This is a genomic window from Sulfitobacter sp. TBRI5 (assembly GCF_051013555.1).
Lineage (GTDB): Bacteria > Pseudomonadota > Alphaproteobacteria > Rhodobacterales > Rhodobacteraceae > JL08.
On record NZ_CP112884.1, the window covers coordinates 2522164 to 2536694 of the forward strand.

The 14531-nt window shown below is 60.4% G+C and carries 13 protein-coding genes and 1 tRNA gene; 7 read left to right on the forward strand and 7 right to left on the reverse strand.

What is annotated here, in order from left to right; translation table 11 throughout:
* Positions 1-9 precede the first annotated feature (9 nt).
* Positions 10-95: transfer RNA gene (locus OLX72_RS12685), tRNA-Leu, on the forward strand.
* Between the two features lie 49 nt (positions 96-144).
* On the opposite strand, the gene OLX72_RS12690 is transcribed toward OLX72_RS12685, so the two are convergent.
* Entirely contained in the window at positions 145-1644 is a 1500-nt protein-coding gene (locus OLX72_RS12690) for an NAD(P)-binding protein (RefSeq protein WP_433988809.1), read from the reverse strand.
* A gap of 148 nt (positions 1645-1792) precedes the next feature.
* On the opposite strand from OLX72_RS12690, the gene OLX72_RS12695 reads away from it, so the two are divergent.
* A complete protein-coding gene (locus OLX72_RS12695; protein ID WP_433990464.1) occupies positions 1793-3403 on the forward strand; it encodes a sulfatase-like hydrolase/transferase in 1611 nt (536 codons plus the stop codon).
* Here the strand turns inward: OLX72_RS12695 and metG are convergent.
* From metG to OLX72_RS12715, 4 genes are all read right to left on the reverse strand, one after another.
* Positions 3400-5118 carry a methionine--tRNA ligase gene (gene metG, locus OLX72_RS12700; protein WP_433988810.1) on the reverse strand — a complete coding sequence of 573 codons (1719 nt, stop codon included), beginning with the start codon at positions 5116-5118 and terminating at the stop codon, positions 3400-3402. The two genes, OLX72_RS12695 and metG, sit on opposite strands and share 4 nt — an antisense overlap.
* Positions 5119-5177: 59 nt before the next feature.
* Complete coding sequence (locus OLX72_RS12705) at positions 5178-6419, reverse strand: MFS transporter (protein ID WP_114870925.1); 1242 nt, start codon at positions 6417-6419, stop codon at positions 5178-5180.
* A gap of 82 nt (positions 6420-6501) precedes the next feature.
* Positions 6502-7104, reverse strand: a complete 603-nt coding sequence (locus tag OLX72_RS12710; protein ID WP_114870924.1) for a YceI family protein — start codon at positions 7102-7104, stop codon at positions 6502-6504.
* A gap of 49 nt (positions 7105-7153) precedes the next feature.
* Positions 7154-7771 (reverse strand): ImuA family protein, encoded by a 618-nt coding sequence (locus OLX72_RS12715; protein WP_114870923.1) that lies wholly within the window; start codon positions 7769-7771, stop codon positions 7154-7156.
* A 111-nt stretch (positions 7772-7882) separates the two neighbouring features.
* On the opposite strand from OLX72_RS12715, the gene OLX72_RS12720 reads away from it, so the two are divergent.
* The gene (locus OLX72_RS12720; protein ID WP_114872346.1) at positions 7883-8926 is read left to right on the forward strand and encodes an aldo/keto reductase; all 1044 of its coding nucleotides are present in this window, start codon (positions 7883-7885) and stop codon (positions 8924-8926) included.
* 40 nt (positions 8927-8966) lie between these two features.
* Here OLX72_RS12720 and OLX72_RS12725 read toward each other — a convergent pair whose 3' ends face one another.
* The gene (locus OLX72_RS12725; protein ID WP_114870922.1) at positions 8967-9929 is read right to left on the reverse strand and encodes a GlxA family transcriptional regulator; all 963 of its coding nucleotides are present in this window, start codon (positions 9927-9929) and stop codon (positions 8967-8969) included.
* 80 nt (positions 9930-10009) lie between these two features.
* Between OLX72_RS12725 and OLX72_RS12730 the strand changes: the two genes are divergently transcribed.
* Genes OLX72_RS12730 through OLX72_RS12745 form a run of 4 tightly spaced genes read left to right on the forward strand, consistent with a single transcriptional unit; the run spans position 10010 to position 13630 of the window.
* Positions 10010-10918 carry a 3-keto-5-aminohexanoate cleavage protein gene (locus OLX72_RS12730; protein ID WP_114870921.1) on the forward strand — a complete coding sequence of 303 codons (909 nt, stop codon included), beginning with the start codon at positions 10010-10012 and terminating at the stop codon, positions 10916-10918.
* 5 nt (positions 10919-10923) lie between these two features.
* The gene (locus OLX72_RS12735; RefSeq protein ID WP_162798095.1) at positions 10924-11406 is read left to right on the forward strand and encodes a lipocalin; all 483 of its coding nucleotides are present in this window, start codon (positions 10924-10926) and stop codon (positions 11404-11406) included.
* Entirely contained in the window at positions 11403-12875 is a 1473-nt protein-coding gene (locus OLX72_RS12740; protein WP_433988811.1) for a carnitine 3-dehydrogenase, read from the forward strand. The genes OLX72_RS12735 and OLX72_RS12740 overlap by 4 nt, the downstream gene beginning before the upstream one ends.
* On the forward strand, positions 12872-13630 hold the full coding sequence (locus OLX72_RS12745; protein ID WP_114870918.1) for an SDR family oxidoreductase: 759 nt from the start codon (positions 12872-12874) through the stop codon (positions 13628-13630). Before OLX72_RS12740 ends, OLX72_RS12745 begins: the two co-directional genes overlap by 4 nt.
* 39 nt (positions 13631-13669) lie before the next feature.
* Here the strand turns inward: OLX72_RS12745 and OLX72_RS12750 are convergent, their stop codons facing one another.
* Complete coding sequence (locus OLX72_RS12750) at positions 13670-14530, reverse strand: helix-turn-helix domain-containing protein (protein ID WP_114870917.1); 861 nt, start codon at positions 14528-14530, stop codon at positions 13670-13672.
* Position 14531: the final 1 nt, after the last annotated feature.

The window sequence follows — 14531 nt, forward strand, 5'->3', positions numbered from 1 at the left end:
CGCGCGCTGGCCCACGTGGTGGAATGGTAGACACAAGAGACTTAAAATCTCTGGGCCGAAAGGCCGTGCCGGTTCGAGTCCGGCCGTGGGTACCAGCGGACGGACTCCCGATACTGTTCAGGCAGACAGGTGCGTTTCCAGCCGCTAGTCCAGCGGCGCGCAACGAATGTTGAAGCGGTCTGCCACGCGATCAAGGACTTTGCGACAATGCGCTATGTCGGTGTCCGCGCTGGATTTCATCCGGATCAGCCCGGCCATACGGCGTGGAAACGGGTACCAGCGATCAAGATCGAGGCCGCAACGATCAAGCAGCATCATCGGAAGGGTATTCACGGCAATCACCTGATTCATATAGGCCTGCGCAGCCGAGGCGCCGACCCAGGCGTTTCGATCCATACGGAACAGCGCCTCGTGATCCAGCGTATAAAATCCCTTGCCTTTCAGGTCTTTGCGATAAAGCAGATGTGTCAGGAAAAAACCGGCGACGCTGGTCAGGAAATGAAACCCGTCGCGAGCGCTGATGTTCAGAACAGTGCTGCCGGGGGAAAGACAGCGGGCGTTGGTTTCCATGTCGGCAGTCCTGAAAAAGCTGCCGGTGCAATTGACAAAGATGCTATCGGGTTCGACCGGCAGGCGTTCACCGCTTTGCAATTCCATCACAGGTCCGTCAGGGCCGTCGGTCACGTCAACCAGATAGCCGGGATACGTCTCACTCAGCCCCGCAGCGATCCGGATCTGTTCGTCTTCCGATTGCAGGCCATACAGAAAAACCCCGTTTGCAGTATCGGGATCGGTTGAATAGGTGCGGCGGAAATACGAGATGAGTTCTTCTTCGTTGTCGCCATCAAAGTTCAGTGCCATGTCGCGAAACAGGCGCGAGACCAGCTGGCCCGATGTCCAGCGTTTCAGGCCTGTCGGAATGTATCGTGTGCGGTTCAGGAAATTCGTGCCGCGCCCGTTGATCAGCGATACTTTGCGCTTGGGATCATCAGCCAGCGCCGCCAATACAGTGTCCATGCCGGTCTTGCCCCCGCCGACAACATAGACCGCCGCGCCGGGGTGGGCGGCAAGAATATCACGCAGGTCCTGGGGCACGATCGAGATGACGGAACTGGCGGACAAATCCAAAGGTTCGGCCATCCGGTAATTCAGGACGGACGCGTGTATTGCCAGCATCGCATGAACCGTTGTCGTTTGCGCGGGCGTGTCGTTGGGGTGAAAGGTAATGCGCGCACGATAACCATTGTCAGTTGTGACCTCATCACAGGCAATCACCGTCTGTTCAAAGCCGGTTTCCAGATTGACCGCGTCCGCAACGGGGCCAAGGGCACCCGCCAGATGGCGTTGTACTTCATCGCGCCCCGCAAGGTAATCGCGCGGTTTTTGCCAGTTCCATTTGATATCACCCACGGTGAACATCGGGTGAGGCTGGTGCAGGCGCACATAATCGTAAGCCGTGTTCCACATTCCGCCGGCACCCTGTTTCTGGTCAAGCAGCAGAACACGCGCGTTTTTTGGCAAATAGGCGGTCGCGGCAAACAGCGCATTCAGCCCCGCAATGCCTGCGCCGATCACGACAAGATCATATGTCGTGACAGGCGCGTCCTGTCCTGTCGCGGGTTGGGTGGCCTTCTGATCAAGCATGTGCATTCCCCCAAAAGCCCGATCACGGTAGCATTGATTGTCTTGTTTGCAGACCCTAAACTTTTTATTCGGCGCGGCGTGGTCCTTCCTTTGCGGGCGCAAATGCCGGCAGGGAGCGTGCAGTTTGCAAAAGAACATCCTTTTCATCATGTACGACCAGCTGCGCCATGACTATCTGGGATGTGCCGGCCATCCCACGATCAGGACGCCGCATATGGATACGCTGGCTGCGCGCGGGGTGCGGTTTTCCAACGCATATGTGCAATCGCCGGTTTGCGGAGCATCGCGCATGTCGACCTATACGGGGCGCTATGTGCATTCGCACGGGGCGGCCTATAACGGGTTTCCTTTGCGTGTGGGGGAAATGACATTGGGCGATCACCTGCGCAGTGCCGGTCTGGGCTGCTGGCTGATCGGCAAGACCCATATGAAGGCCGATGCTGCTGGCATGGCGCGTCTGGGGCTGACGCCGGACAGTGTGATCGGCGCGCGGCAGGCCGAATGCGGGTTTGACGTGTGGGAGCGCGATGACGGGTTATGGGCCAGCGGCCCGCACGGCCCCTATGATGACAAACGCAGCCCCTATAACGAATATCTGAAACACCAGGGATATGCAGGCGATAATCCGTGGGCCGATTTTGCCAATGCCGGTGCGAACGGGGACGATCTGGCCAGTGGCTGGTTTATGCAGAACGCCGCCAGACCGGCCAACATCAGGGAACAGGACAGTGAAACGCCCTGGCTGACGCGGCGCGCGATGGCGTTTCTGGATCAGGCGCAGGGGCCGTGGTGCGCGCATGTTTCCTTTATCAAGCCGCACTGGCCTTACATCGTGCCGGCGCCCTATCACGATATGTACACGCCGCAGGATGTGGTGCCCGCGCTGCGCGATGCGCGGGAAAAGGATAATCCGCATCCGGTTTATGGCGCGTTCATGGACAGCCGTGTGGGCCAAAGCTTTTCCCGCGACGAGGTGCGCGATGTGGTGATTCCCGCCTATATGGGGCTGATTACGCAATGTGATGACCAGTTGGGCGTGTTACTGGCCCATCTGAAGGCGACCGGGCAGGACAAGGATACCGTGATCGTTCTGACAACGGATCATGGCGATTATCTGGGCGATCACTGGATGGGGGAAAAGGATCTGTTTCACGATCCGTCCGTGCGGGTACCGCTGATTATTTGCGATCCATCGCCTGCGGCGGACGCAACGCGCGGAACGACCTGTGATGCACTGGTGGAATCGATTGATCTGGCGGCAACGTTCATTGATGTCGCGGGGGCACAGGTGCCGCGCCATATCGTCGAAGGCCGATCATTGCGCCCGTTTCTGAACGGTGAAACTGTCACGCAATGGCGCGAACATGTGATCAGCGAATATGATTATTCCAAATCCCCGATGCGGGCCGCGTTGGGAGTTTCGATCCGCAATGCGCGTCTGTTCATGGTGGCGGACAAGCGGTGGAAACTGATCCATGCCGAAGGCGGCTTTCGCCCGATGCTGTTTGACCGCAAAGAGGATCCGCAGGAATTTGTCGATCTGGGGGCAAGCGATGCACATCGCGATGTGATCGCGCAGATGTACGCGCATCTTGCAAACTGGGCGCGCCGCCCGTCCCAGCGGGTGACGATCAGCGATGCACAGATCGAAGCGGGCACCGGCACCGGCGACGAGGTGGGCATTCTGCTGGGGGCGTTTTCGCCGGAAGATGTCGCGCCGGATGTGGCAGCTGTCTATCAGGGCAAAATCCCCGACTAGGTGCGGATGCCTGCAAAGCGTTGTTGCCAGTCTTCGCGATCTTCATCGCTGATCTTGGCGAACAGAACCTCGGGCACGTCGAACGCGTGACCCGCTTGCAGGGCGGCCAACGCGGCATCGACATCTTCAGGCCAATCAAAATTGTCCAGCTTCATCGACGCCAGGATCGACGCGCTGGCATCAGGGATGAACGGGGCGCTGAGAGCCGCGTAAATCGGGATCAGGCAAAGCGCGAGGCGCGTTTGCGCGGCGGCCTGTTCGGGATCGGTTTTGAATGTGCTCCACGGTGCTGCAGCTTGCAGGTATTCGTTGCCCAGTGACCAGATCGCGCGCAATTCCTGCGCCGATTTGCGCACTTCCATCGCTTCCATAAAGGTTTCGTAAGCGCGGATGCGGGTTGTCAGATCGGCAATCAGAGTTGTTTCGGCAGGGCCATAGCTGCCACCCTGCGGCACGGCTTCGCCAAATTTGGAGCGGCAGAACTTTGTGATGCGGCTTACGAAATTGCCCAGCACATCGGCCAGATCCTTGTTCACCGACACCTGGAAATTTTCCCATGTGAATTCGCTGTCGGACGATTCCGGGGCGTGCGACAGCAACCACCAGCGCCAGTAATCGGCTGGCAGGATGTCCAGTGCCTGATCCATGAAGATGCCGCGCCCCTGCGAGGTGCTGAACTGGCCGCCATCATAGTTGAGGTAGTTGAACGACTTCAGATGATCGACCAGTTTCCATGGTTCGCCAGAGCCAAGGATCGTGGCCGGAAAGCTGAGCGTATGAAACGGCACGTTGTCCTTGCCCATGAACTGGGTATAGCGCACATCCGCGGCACCTTTGTCGGTGCGCCACCAGCGTTGCCAGTCGGCATCGGATTTTCCGTTGGCCTCGGCCCATTCGCCCGCGCAGGCGATGTATTCGATGGGCGCATCGAACCAGACATAGAATACCTTGCCCTCCATGCCGGGCCAGTCCTGATCGCCGCGTTTGACGGGAATGCCCCAATCCAGATCGCGGGTGATGCCGCGATCCTGCAAACCGTCGCCGTCATGCAGCCATTTTTTGGCGATCGAGGTTGTCAGCACGGGCCAGTCGGTTTTGCTGTCGATCCATTTGTCCAGGTCGTCCTTGAGCGCGGACTGGCAAAGATAAAGATGTTTGGTTTCGCGCACTTCAAGATCGGTCGAACCGGAAATGGCGCTGCGCGGATCGATCAGATCGGTCGGGTCCAGTTGTTTGGTACAGTTTTCACACTGGTCGCCGCGCGCCTTGTCGTAGCCGCAGTTGGGGCAGGTACCTTCGATATAGCGATCAGGCAGGAACCGCCCGTCGGTGATGGAATAGACCTGTTTCTCCGACACTTCGCGGATCAGACCATTGTCGGCAAGTTTGCCGGCGAAATGCTGGGTCAGGGCATGGTTCTGCGGGCTGGAAGAGCGCCCGAAATGATCAAAGCTGAGGCGGAAGCCGCGCGCGATTTCGGCCTGCACGGCGTGCATTTCGGCGCAATAATCCGCCACCGGTTTACCCGCCTTGGCCGCAGCCAGTTCGGCAGGGGTGCCGTGTTCGTCGGTGGCGCACAAAAACAGGACTTCGTTGCCGCGTCCGCGCTGGTAGCGGGCATAAAGATCAGCTGGCAACTGAGAGCCGATCAGGTTGCCCAGATGTTTGATCCCGTTGATGTAGGGAATCGCGGAGGTGATCAGGTGACGGGTCATGCAAGTGCCTTTGGTTCGAAACTTGCGCAGCTTTAGCCCAAGGGGATTGTCATGACCAGTCAGTCCGTTTGCGATGTATCAAGCGGTTTGCGGCTGCGCCCGAACAGCCGCCCGATGGTGAAGGATGTGCGCGGGGTCGCAACGAACGCGGTGCGATCCACCGGAGAGGCGCGCTGCCGCATCCGGAAAAAGCCGAAAACGACCAGAACCAGATGCCCGATTGAAACCATCGTGAACAGGGCACCGGGGCCAAAGGCCTCGATCAGGACCGATGCGAACAAAGGCGCGGCAATGGCACCAAGGGCAAAGAAAAACATCAGCGCGGCCGAAAGTTCGACCCGTTCGGAATTGTCCGCGAAATCATGTGCGTGTGCAGCGGCCACCGAATAGATCGGAAATGTGGTCAGCCCGAACAGTCCGGCCGACAGCATGATCGCGGTGGTGCCATAGCCGCTGCTGGCCACGGTCACGGCGCAACTGATCATGGCGGCGACGGACAGCCAGATCAGCACCCAGCGCCGATCATATTTGTCGGCCAGCCATCCGACCGGAATTTGCGCCAGCGCGCCGCCCAGAACAAAGGCCGCCAGGAACCAGGCGATTTGCCCCACGCTAAGCCCGACCCCCTGTCCGTAAACCGGGCCAACCATGCGGAAGGACGCGCTGGACAGCGCCGACACAACCACCGCCGCCGCCGCCAGCGGAGACAGATGTATGGCCAGCATCGGGCGCAGCCGTGCCGCGCGGGGGGTTTCGGGCTGTTGGTTGGTGGTCAGCGTCAGCGGGATCAGGGCGGCGCAACAGATAATGGCCAGCAGGTTGTATGACACGTAACTGGCCGGAGCGAGCACCCCGATAATCAGTTGCGCGCCCAGTGATCCGGTGGTGTCGACCACACGGTAGATCCCCATCGCGCGTCCGCGCGTTTCATTGGTCACTTTGGCCTGTAACCATGCTTCGACGACGGTGTAACATCCGGCCACGCAAAAGCCCGACATGATGCGCATGACGACCCAGGCATAGGGGTTCACCACCAGCATGTGCGCCAGCAGGCCGATGGCGCCGATCGCGGTAAACGCGGCAAAGGCGCGGCTGTGGCCGACTGTGCCTAGAACCCGCGGCGCCCACCAGCAGCCTATAAAGAACCCGAAGAAATGCGCCGAGCCGAGCAACCCGATTTCTTCGGTTGAAAACCCCAGTTCCAGGCCCGAAAGCGCATCAAGCGGGCCAACGCCACCTGTCGAAAGCTGCAATAGAATGACCGACAGGAACAGAGCGGCGAAGGAAATGAGCATGCGCATAAGCCGTTAGCACCATTCTTTTGTTGCCCGCGCTTGTTCTTAATCGACGGTATTGGGTCGTTTTTCGGGGTTCAGCCAATCTTTAACGCTGCGCCTGAATGCGGGCAACTATGTCAAGCTGTACCACGTCGCCGACAAGGTCCGCGTATCCGCTTGCCCCGAAATCCGATCGCCGCACCGCCCCTGTCAGACGGATGGTCAGAGTGCTCAGATCGTCGGGCGCGCTGCCCTGCATGCGAAACAGGCTGGCCTGAAAGCTGGCCGGGCGGGTGACGCCGCGCATGGTGATGTCGCCATCGATGCGCGCGCCATTGGACAGGCGGCCATCGGCCCCCAGATGGATGGCCGTTGCGACAAAGCGGATGGTTGGGAATTGTCCGGCATCCAGAACCGATGGCGCCTTGAGCGCGTCCGTGGCAAAGATCAGCCCGGTACGTGCCTTTTCCACGCTGACCTGAACGTCAACTTTGGCGTCACGCAGGTTTTCGGGATCAATGACCAGATCGGCCTGACTGACGGGCATTGTGCCTTTTTGCTCGGCACCGTTCAGCACATAGATAAACCCCACCTGGGAAACTGTCTGGTCCAGCGCATAGCGTGTCGGGGCTGCGCTGGATGTGGCCGTGCCAAGCACCATGATCAGGATGGCGTGCAGCAGGATGCGGACCGAAAGAAATTGTTTCATACCGTACGTTACGATGTTCTGCGGGAATTGGACCTTTATTCTGCAGTGATCACAGCACTTTGATGCCAAGCCCGGGCGCTGCACCCTGTGTGCCCCCGCCGGACGCTGTGATCTGCCAGCTTTGCGGTGCTGCGGTGCGGGCGCGGCGCCGTTCCAGATGCCAGAGCGTTTGGGTCGCGCTGTGGCGCGGGGCCATGTGCCAGCGGCTTTCGACACCGGGTGCGCCGCCATCCCCCGGTGTCAGCAGCAGACCCAGAGGTGCACCCATTCCGGCCTGTGCACCGGCTTGTGCCGCCAGATGCATGCGCCGCACTGCGGTCAGACCCGGCGGGGCGGGCACATCCCCGACAACCAGCGGGGCAGCACCGCTGCGCAACGCTTCTTCCATGGTCCAAAGGGTGTCTTCGGCGCGCCGCGGGTGCACAAAGATCAGACGCCCGGGATTTACAAAAGGGTGGATGCCCGCCCCGTGCAGCCCGTTGGTGCCCCAATCGGGGGCGATCCACAAAACCGGCCCGCTGGTCTGCGCCGCGCACCATAGTGCAAAGCTGTGGCGGGCTGCGCCGCAGACCTCGTGCAGACGGGCAAGGCGCAAGGACAACTGCCCCAGCAGGGTCAGCGACGGCGGTGCCGTGTCCGGGGCGCGCGAAAGCAGGGTTTGATTCATGGGATCACATTAATATGTTCTTTGTTTGTTCTCAATCTAAAAACGGTGTGCGCCTTGCCCCTGCGGATCGGGCTGCTAGGGTGCGCGGCAGAAAATTCAGAAAGGTTTGCCATGAAGATGAAGCCGTTGGGCCGCACCGGTCTTGCCGTGTCGGAACTGTGTCTGGGATCAATGACCTGGGGCACGCAGAACACGGTTGGCGAAGGTCACGCCCAGATCGACCGCGCGCTGGAACGGGGGGTGAATTTCATCGACACGGCGGAAATGTACCCTGTGAACCCTGTCAGCAAGGAAACCGTTGGCCGCACCGAGGACATCATCGGACAATGGGTCGAACAATCGGGGCGGCGCGATCAGGTGATCCTCGCGACCAAACATTCGGGCGAGGGGTTGGGATATGTCCGCGATGGTGCGCCGATTTCATCCAAGACAATTCCCGACACAATCGCGGGATCTCTGAAGCGGCTGAAAACGGATTACATCGATCTTTACCAGTTTCACTGGCCCAATCGCGGATCCTACATGTTTCGCAAGAACTGGACCTATGATCCGTCCGGCCAGAACAAGGCCGAGACGCTGGCCCATATGGAGGATGCGCTGGGCGCGCTGCAGCGCGAGGTCGACAAGGGCACGATCCGCGCCTTTGGTCTGTCCAACGAAAGCGCCTGGGGCACGGCCCAATGGCTGCGCCTGTCCGAGGACAAGGGCCTGCCGCGCGTTGCCTCGATCCAGAATGAGTATTCGCTGCTGTGCCGGATGTATGACACCGATCTGGCGGAACTGAGCGTCAACGAGGATGTCGGCCTGCTAGCGTTTTCGCCTTTGGCGGCCGGATTGCTGAGCGGGAAATACCAGAACGGCGCAGTGCCGCAGGGATCGCGCATGTCGCTGAACGGTGATCTGGGTGGACGCAAGACAGACCGCGCCTTCGCGGCGGTGGATCTGTATCTTGGCATCGCGCAGAAACACGGGCTGGACCCGGTGCAGATGGCGTTGGCCTGGTGCGCCACACGCCCGTTCATGGCATCGGTGATTTTTGGTGCAACGACGATGGATCAACTGGATCTGGCGCTGGGGGCCGCGGATGTGACGCTGGACGATGAGGTGCTGGCAGAGATCGATGCGGCCCAACGCCAGTGTCCGATGCCGTATTGACGGCGGGATTTCCGTATTTATGGCGAAAAGAAGTGGGGGGTTACGCCGAACGCAGGCGGCGTGCGCTTTGGCCGTAGCTTGACTTGAAGGCGCGTGAAAAGCTGGATTGCGAGGCAAAGCCGCATGCCAGCGCGATATCGTTCAACGGCTCTGATGTGGCGGTGACACGGCGGTAGGCTTCGGCCAGACGCAGGGACAGGAAATAGGATTTGGGGGTCGTTCCCAGCCGCGCCCGGAACTGAAGTTCAAGCGACCGTGTGCTGACGCCCAGACGGCGCGCGATCTGCGGGATCGGCAGCGGGCTATCCAGATTGTCTTCCATCAGGGCATTGGCGCGGGCCGTCAGGATGTTGTGGCGGGCCGAGATGCGGCGGCTTTGCGGGCGGCTGGCATCCCCGACGGGATCGTAAATGAACGATGTCGTGACCTTTTCGGCCAGCGCGGTGCCAAAGCGGCCCGCGATCAGGGACAGCATCAGATCAATGGTGGGGGCGGCACCGCCACTGGTCAGGCGGGCGCCATCGACGCAATAACGGCTGCGTTCGACATTGATCTGGGAAAAGCGTGCGGCAAATGTATCGTGGTCTTCCCAATGGGTGGTGGCGCGGTGCCCGTCAAGCACACCGGCCCCTGCCAGAAGCCAGGGACCGCCATCAATGCCGGCAAGGGTGCAGCCCGCACGGGCCAGCCGGCGCAAGCTGGCGCGCAGATTGGGTGTATCGTGACTGGCCAGATTGAACCCGGCGATGATCAGCAACAGATCGGGCGGCGTGGCCTGTGCTATGGGGTCGCCGGGCACTTGCAGGCCGCTGGTCAACAGGGCCGGATTGCCTGCGGCGGTGGCATATGTCCAGTTGAACAGCCGCTTGCGCGCCTGCCGGTTGGCGGCGCGCATCGGATCGACGGCGGCGGCAAAAGACAATGTGTTGCTGTCATCCAGAACCAGAACCGTAATGCGCAGCGGTTCGGGATTGGGAAGAAAGATATTTTGTGCGGAATTCATCAAGTGGGATTCGTATAATGCAAAGTTGACTTGCGCAAGTCACGTCAAGATTTGCGCAGATTCGAAAAAAGGAGCGCCCCATGCCACTGACCATGAACAAAGAAGTCTTTATCACTTGTGCCGTCACCGGTTCGGGTGGCACGCAAGACCGCAGCCCGCATGTGCCCCGATCCCCCCAGCAGATCGCCGAAAGTGCGATTGCAGCGGCCAAGGCCGGTGCTGCCGTGGTGCATTGTCATGTCCGTGACCCTGAAACCGGCAAACCCAGCCGCAGCCTTGACTATTACCGCGAGGTCACGGACCGCATTCGGGATGCCGAGGTGGACGTGGTGTTGAACCTGACGGCCGGAATGGGCGGGGATATCGTGTTTGGCGGTGTGGAAAAGCCGCTGCCAGCCGTCGCCGGAACCGATATGATCGGCGCAACCGAGCGCGTGGCCCATATCGCGGAATGCCTGCCCGAGATCTGCACGCTGGATTGCGGCACGATGAACTTTGCCGAAGCCGATTATGTGATGACCAACACGCCGGGAATGTTGACGGCGATGGGGCGGATGATGACCGAAATGGGCGTCAAGCCCGAGGTTGAAGCCTTTGACACCGGTCATTTGTGGTACGCCAAACAGCTTGTCGCCGATGGGGTTCTTGAACCGGATGTGCTGGTGCAGTTGTGCATGGGGGTGCCGTGGGGCGCGCCGGATGATCTGAACACGTTCATGGCGATGGTGAACAATGTGCCCGACACCTGGACGTTTTCGGCCTTTGGTCTGGGGCGCAACCAGATGGCATATGTCGCCGCGGCGATTCTGGCGGGCGGCAATGTGCGTGTCGGGCTGGAAGACAATCTGTGGCTGGAAAAAGGTGTGCTGGCGGAAAACTGGCAACTGGTGGAACGCGCCGGAACCATCATCGAAAACATGGGGGCGCGGGTGATCGGCCCGGCGGAAGTGCGTGAAAAGCTGGGGCTGGTGAAACGGGCCCCCAAGTGACGGTGATGCGATACGCTGCGGTATCGGCGCTGGTTCTGGGGCTGACAGGGTGCGCGCCAGCGCCCGATTTGGCAGGATTTCGCGATGTATCAGCGCCGATCGCCGCCACCACACGGTTCGAGCCGCAGCGGCTTGATGGCACGTGGTGGGTCCGTGCAGAATTTGCGCAGACCCCGACGGCTGCACGGCAGGTACGCTATGTCTGGAACGGGGATGGCAGTTTTGACATCGGTCCGCTGGACGGCGCGCTGGTGCGCCATGACGTGAGTGAAGGCGCACGCTGGGCGGCATCGGGCGGTGCGCCTGAAATCTGGCTGTTATGGGTTGATACAGGCTATCGCACGGCCGCGCTGGGCACGCCGGACGGATCGTTCGGCATGATCCTTGATCGCGGTGCCGCGGGCGGCATCGACAGGATCGCCGCCGCGCGGGATATTTTCGACTGGTTCGGATACGACTTAACAAGATTGCGGGAGACACAAAGATGAGCGTGGCAGCTATTATCGGGGGAGGCGTGATTGGCGGCGGCTGGGCCGCGCGGTTTCTGCTGAACGGGTGGGACGTGCGGGTGTTTGACCCGGACCCCGAGGCAGAGCGCAAGGTTGGCGAGGTTCTGGACAACGCGCGCCGTTCGCTTCCGGGCCTGAGTGATGCGGCGATGCCGCAAGAAGGCCGGTTGAGCTTTCACCGGAGCATGGCCGACACTGTAAAAGGCGCCGACTGGATACAGGAAAGCGTGCCCGAGCGGCTTGATATCAAGCACAAGGTTCTGGCCGAGTTGCAGGGCGCGTGTGATGAAAGCGCAGTGATCGGATCCTCTACATCGGGGTTCAAGCCATCTGAGTTGCAGCAGGGCGCGGTGCGCCCCGCGCAGATCATGGTGTGCCATCCGTTCAATCCGGTCTATCTGCTGCCGCTTATCGAAGTCGTCACCACGCCTGAAAATGACACCGGGATTGTTGAAAAAGCCAAGGCACTGCTGACGTCGGTCGGGCTTTATCCGTTGCATCTGCGCAAGGAAATCGATGCGCACGTGGCCGACCGTTTCCTTGAGGCGGTCTGGCGCGAGGCGTTGTGGCTGGTCAAGGACGGCATTGCCACAACCGAAGAAATTGATAATGCGATCCGCTATGGGTTTGGTATCCGCTGGGCGCAGATGGGCTTGTTTGAAACCTACCGAGTAGCGGGCGGCGAGGCGGGCATGAAACATTTCATGGCGCAGTTCGGCCCCGCGCTGAAATGGCCGTGGACCAAGCTGATGGATGTGCCGGAGTTTACCGACGAACTGGTTGATCTTATCGCGGGGCAATCGGACGAACAATCCGGTGCCCATTCGATCCGCGAGCTGGAGCGGATCCGCGACAACAATCTGGTCAGCATGATGCGGGCGCTCAAGGCGCAGGATTATGGTGCGGGCGCTTTGCTGAATGCGCATGACGCGGTGTTGTTGCAAGACAGCCCCGTACCGGCAACGCTGGAACAGATCACGGATTACGCCGTACCTTTGGTGATGCTGGCGCAGGCCGTTCCGATCGACTGGCTGGACTACAACGGCCATATGAACGAGGCGCGCTATCTTGAGGCGTTCAGCCGTGCGACAGACCATTTCATGAAGCTGATCGGGTGTGACGCGGATTACATCGCCAATGGCGGCAGTTTTTTCACGGCAGAAACCCATATCCGGCATCTGGGCGAGGCCGCACCCGGTGCGCGGATCGAAGTGACAACGCGGGTGATATCGGGCGAAGGCAAGAAAATGCACCTGTGGCACGAAATGACCCATGAAGGTGCAGTGCTGGCCACGGGGGAACAGATTTTGCTGCATGTCAGTCTGGAAACCCGAAAACCCGCGCCGATGCCGGATGCGATGCAGGCCATATTGGCCCGCATGGTGGCAGGGCAGGCCGACATGTCGCCGCCAGACGGGCTGGGCCGTGCCATCGGTGCCCCGAGATGAGGCGCGTTTTGATTACTGCCGGCGCGTCCGGCATCGGCCGCGCCATGGGCGAGGCGTTTGACGCCGCCGGATTTGACGTGTGGGTCACGGATGTGGACAAACAGGCGTTGACTGGCTGCCCTGAACGGTGGCGGACAACCCAAGTCGATGCCAGTGACGAAGATGCCATGGCCGCGCTTTTTGAGGATCTGGGGGCGCGTTGGGGCGGACTGGACGTCTTGTGTGCCAATGCCGGCATTGCCGGGCCGACCGCGCGGGTTGAAGACATCGCGCTGGAAGACTGGCGCAGATGTGTCAGTGTCAATCTGGAAGGTGCGTTTCTGGCGGCAAAGTACACCGCGCCAATGATGAAGGAAGCGAAAGCGGGCAGCATTGTCGTGACGTCATCCACTGCAGGACTATACGGATATCCCAACCGGGCGCCCTATGCGGCGGCGAAATGGGCCGTGATCGGGCTGATGAAAACACTTGCCATGGAACTGGGGCCATTTGGCATCCGTGCCAACGCAATCTGCCCCGGTTCGGTGGAAGGCCCGCGTATGGAAGGCGTATTGGAGCGCGAGGCGGCAGCCAAGGGCATGACGCGCGATCAGGTCTATGACGGCTATGCCAGCGGCACCGCGCTTGGCCGGTTTGTCGAAGCAAGTGACATTGCGAACATGGCGGTTTTTCTGGGGTCGGATGCGGCCAGGCTGGTATCGGGGCAGGTGATTGGCGTTGACGGATTTACGATTAATCCTGACCCGAAAGTGTAGATATTACAGCCGGTTGATCAGGTTTGTTGATATTTTGAATCAAGTGATATCTGCGCGCAGGTCGCGCAGATGTTGCGCCATGTTGCGCGCAGAGACAGATGCTTCGCGTACCAGCACATCGAAATGACCGGTGAAGGTGTCGATCCGGTCGCGATCGCGAAATGCAAGGTAATGCCCGCCCGCATATAGAACGCAAAGCAGCGGACCAAAGATCGTGACCGGTGCACTGTAAAGTTTCCGCGCGTCGAAAAGATAGATCCGCAAACGCGGGTACAACTGGTCGATCAGGCGATCAAACTGGTCCAGTTGCTCCAGACGCGTGTCGAGCGGCAGGCCGGTGTAATAGCCGGTGGCATGGGCAAAGCTGTGCAGTTCGTAGACCGGCATCGCAATTTCGTAATCGGACCGGGCCGAGCGCATCCATGCCAGCCGATCTGTTGATGCGCCAATGGCCTGGCGTGCGGTGCGACCCAGATGGGGGGTATATTCCCATTCCAGCAGCGCTTGGGTTTTCAGCATGTCGGGCAGGGCCGCGGGGACGTGGCGGATCTTGTAGCCTGCCGCCTCACGGTGCCAGTCGAAAATCTGCTGATCGACAAGGGCGCGGGGGGCCGCAGTAAGCGACAGATTGGCAGACATCAGATCGGCGGCGCTTTCAGGGCGGTCCGACAGGCTCAGCAACCAGTCGGCCGACACACCAAGGGCCGAGGCGCAGGCCCCGACGACATGGGCGTTGGGCAGGCGGGCGCCTTGACCTTTCAACAGCTGCGAAATGGTGGACCTGTCGACGCCGATGGCGCGGGCCAGACTGCTTTGGGTGCTGCCATGATCGGACATCGCGCGCTTTAACCGGGTGCGGAACTGTTCTGAACGGTCGCGTTTGTCGATGTTTTCATGCATG

What these genes read in the sequence shown, in the direction of transcription:
- OLX72_RS12730 (WP_114870921.1), top strand. Translation starts at nt 10,010, where the DNA reads ATGCCACTGACCATGAACAAAGAAGTCTTTATCACTTGTGCCGTCACC.
- OLX72_RS12725 (WP_114870922.1), bottom strand. Translation starts at nt 9,929, where the DNA reads ATGAATTCCGCACAAAATATCTTTCTTCCCAATCCCGAACCGCTGCGC.
- OLX72_RS12745 (WP_114870918.1), top strand. Translation starts at nt 12,872, where the DNA reads ATGAGGCGCGTTTTGATTACTGCCGGCGCGTCCGGCATCGGCCGCGCC.
- metG (WP_433988810.1), bottom strand. Translation starts at nt 5,118, where the DNA reads ATGACCCGTCACCTGATCACCTCCGCGATTCCCTACATCAACGGGATC.
- OLX72_RS12750 (WP_114870917.1), bottom strand. Translation starts at nt 14,530, where the DNA reads ATGCATGAAAACATCGACAAACGCGACCGTTCAGAACAGTTCCGCACC.
- OLX72_RS12715 (WP_114870923.1), bottom strand. Translation starts at nt 7,771, where the DNA reads ATGAATCAAACCCTGCTTTCGCGCGCCCCGGACACGGCACCGCCGTCG.
- OLX72_RS12720 (WP_114872346.1), top strand. Translation starts at nt 7,883, where the DNA reads ATGAAGATGAAGCCGTTGGGCCGCACCGGTCTTGCCGTGTCGGAACTG.
- OLX72_RS12705 (WP_114870925.1), bottom strand. Translation starts at nt 6,419, where the DNA reads ATGCGCATGCTCATTTCCTTCGCCGCTCTGTTCCTGTCGGTCATTCTA.
- OLX72_RS12740 (WP_433988811.1), top strand. Translation starts at nt 11,403, where the DNA reads ATGAGCGTGGCAGCTATTATCGGGGGAGGCGTGATTGGCGGCGGCTGG.
- OLX72_RS12710 (WP_114870924.1), bottom strand. Translation starts at nt 7,104, where the DNA reads ATGAAACAATTTCTTTCGGTCCGCATCCTGCTGCACGCCATCCTGATC.
- OLX72_RS12695 (WP_433990464.1), top strand. Translation starts at nt 1,793, where the DNA reads ATGTACGACCAGCTGCGCCATGACTATCTGGGATGTGCCGGCCATCCC.
- OLX72_RS12690 (WP_433988809.1), bottom strand. Translation starts at nt 1,644, where the DNA reads ATGCTTGATCAGAAGGCCACCCAACCCGCGACAGGACAGGACGCGCCT.
- OLX72_RS12735 (WP_162798095.1), top strand. Translation starts at nt 10,924, where the DNA reads ATGCGATACGCTGCGGTATCGGCGCTGGTTCTGGGGCTGACAGGGTGC.